This window comes from Bradyrhizobium sp. 35 (genome assembly GCF_023073215.1).
Lineage (GTDB): Bacteria > Pseudomonadota > Alphaproteobacteria > Rhizobiales > Xanthobacteraceae > Bradyrhizobium > Bradyrhizobium canariense_D.
In genome coordinates, this window is record NZ_JADPJC010000138.1 from 1 (window position 1) to 2,160 (window position 2,160).

1 protein-coding gene and 3 pseudogenes are annotated in these 2,160 nt (G+C 62.6%); 2 read left to right on the forward strand and 2 right to left on the reverse strand.

The window, feature by feature from the left end; translation table 11 throughout:
* Both IVB36_RS27970 and istB read left to right on the forward strand, forming a co-directional pair.
* Positions 1-100: pseudogene (locus IVB36_RS27970) on the forward strand (transposase); the annotation flags it as partial.
* Position 101: 1 nt separating this feature from the next.
* A pseudogene (gene istB / locus IVB36_RS27975) lies at positions 102-728 on the forward strand (IS21-like element helper ATPase IstB); the annotation flags it as partial.
* 490 nt (positions 729-1,218) lie between these two features.
* Here istB and IVB36_RS27980 read toward each other — a convergent pair.
* The gene (locus IVB36_RS27980; RefSeq protein ID WP_083926434.1) at positions 1,219-1,455 is read right to left on the reverse strand and encodes a hypothetical protein; all 237 of its coding nucleotides are present in this window, start codon (positions 1,453-1,455) and stop codon (positions 1,219-1,221) included.
* Positions 1,456-1,640: 185 nt separating this feature from the next.
* Positions 1,641-2,160, reverse strand: a pseudogene (locus tag IVB36_RS27985) (IS5/IS1182 family transposase); the annotation flags it as partial.

Here is a 2,160-nt window from a genome sequence, read left to right on the forward strand (position 1 = left end):
CATACGCTTTGGATGTGTGCTGGCGGATGCAGGATACGGCCTCAGCGCGCCGTTTCGACAAGGGCTAACAGAGCGCGGGCTGGCCTGGGCGGTCGGTATGGCTCGCGCTGCTGCTCGAACGTGAAGCCTCGCTGCGGCACGACAAACGGCTCGCCACTCGCCTGCGCTACGCCAAGCTGCGCCAGCAGGCGTGCGTCGAGGACATCGACTACCGCACCCCGCGCGGTCTCGACCGCCCGCTGTTCGCTAAGCTTGTCGAGGGCCGTTGGATCGACGACCACGTCAATCTCCTGATCTGCGGCCCGGCCGGCGTCGGCAAGAGTTGGCTCGCCTCGGCGCTCGGCCACAAGGCCTGTCGCGACAATCGCTCTGTGTTCTATCAGCGCGTCCCGCGACTGTTCGACGATCTGGCGCTCGCCCGCGGCGACGGCCGCCATCCACGCCTGTTGCGCGGCCTTGGCCGTGTCGATCTGCTGATCCTCGATGATTGGGGACTCGAGCCGCTCGACGCCGGTGCCCGTCACGACCTCCTGGAAATCCTCGAAGATCGCTACGGTCATCGCTCCACCATCGTCACCAGCCAGCTCCCCGTGGACCAGTGGCATCTGCTCATTGGAGATCCCACCTATGCCGACGCCGTGCTCGATCGTCTCGTCCACAATGCCCATCGGCTCGACCTCACCGGTGAGAGCCTGCGGCGAACCCGGCAATCCGCCCGAAAGACCTGAGCCCGTGGCGCTGTGGACATGCCGCTGCGCTTGGACAACGCAATCGCGTTGCCCACATGCCCACAGCAACCGCAGAAGAAGAAAACAGGTCGAAGTCGCGATTCCAGATTGACCACGCGGCTTGACCGATGCCAGAGAACCAGCCGGCCAGAACGCCTCGCCGCTGGGCGAGATCAAATCGGAAAGGTGGGCGACATCGTCTCGGAATCCACAAGCGACTTCAGATCGGTACGCCTGGGCGACTTCGTCGGAATCCGCACCGGTGCCCATCCTCAGTCGCACGACCATCGCGGCAGGACTGATAAGTGCAAAAGTGCACAAAAGTTCCGCTGGCGAAACCGGCGCCTCGAGGCGGGACAAAAATGAGCCCCAGCTCCGGGGGGCAATGGGGAAGAGCTGGGGCCCGACTGCGTTACCCACTTGGGGATGGGCTTTGGGAAAACTTGGTAGCCGGCGAGACGTTCCAGTTGCTGCTCCGGCGGCAAATGGTCTAGCGGCCTCTATCGTCCTTGCCGTTGGGACTGCCATCGCCGCCACCATTGCCCCAGCCATTGTTACCGTGGTGGTGCTCATGGTGATCATGGTGGACGGCCCCCGCACCAGAGTGCGCGATCGCATCGGAAGTGAGGGAGGTCGATAGCAGTAGCGTGATGGCTGGAGGTGTCACGGCAGCGAACTTTCCGCAGGTCTTCAGAAATTCGCGGCGGTCATCGTCTTGGTCAGGCATGGCGTTCTCTCCGGGGCTGGCGGTACGCTAAACTAAATTAAATAAATAAACTATGTTAATGGGTCCAGTCACGAACTGCGACCATGAGTTCGGGCCAGGCTGCCCACGTCCCGTAGCTCCCTCATCAGAGTCGAAATCAGCATTTCGCGGCGCGAGCCCGATGTCATAGCCTTACTAGTCGTCCGTTAAGAAGCCGAATTGAGCGGGAGCGGACAGGCAAGCGTATGCGATAGCTGGATCAGGAAGAGGCACAAGAGTTCTCTGAGCCAGGCGAGGATACGGCGGAAGTTGTGGCCGACTGCTGAGAGCACGACGTTGGCGGCGTCGCCGGCGCGGCCTTTGAGATAGCAGCGGCCAAGGTGACCTTCGGCCTTCAGATGTCCGATGATGGGCTCGATGGCGGAGCGGCGCCGGAGCTCGCGCTTGATGGCGCCGAACACGCCGCGCTTCTGGCCCGAAATGAAGACGCGACGTGGATTTTGCGTGTCGTGGCCGCGATATCCCTTGTCGACATAGGCCCGCTCGATCGGACAGCCGGTGAGCGCCTCGGTGCGGTCGATGACGTCCCGCAGGGTATGACCGTCGTAGGGATTATCGGGCAGCGAGCTGGCATGCAGTACGAACAGGCCACCGGGAGCTCGGCGATTGTTGGTGACGATGGAGGCCTTCACGCCGAACTCGTAAGGGGCTGAGGCCTTGCCTTTG

What these genes read in the sequence shown, in the direction of transcription:
- IVB36_RS27980 (WP_083926434.1), bottom strand. Translation starts at nt 1,455, where the DNA reads ATGCCTGACCAAGACGATGACCGCCGCGAATTTCTGAAGACCTGCGGA.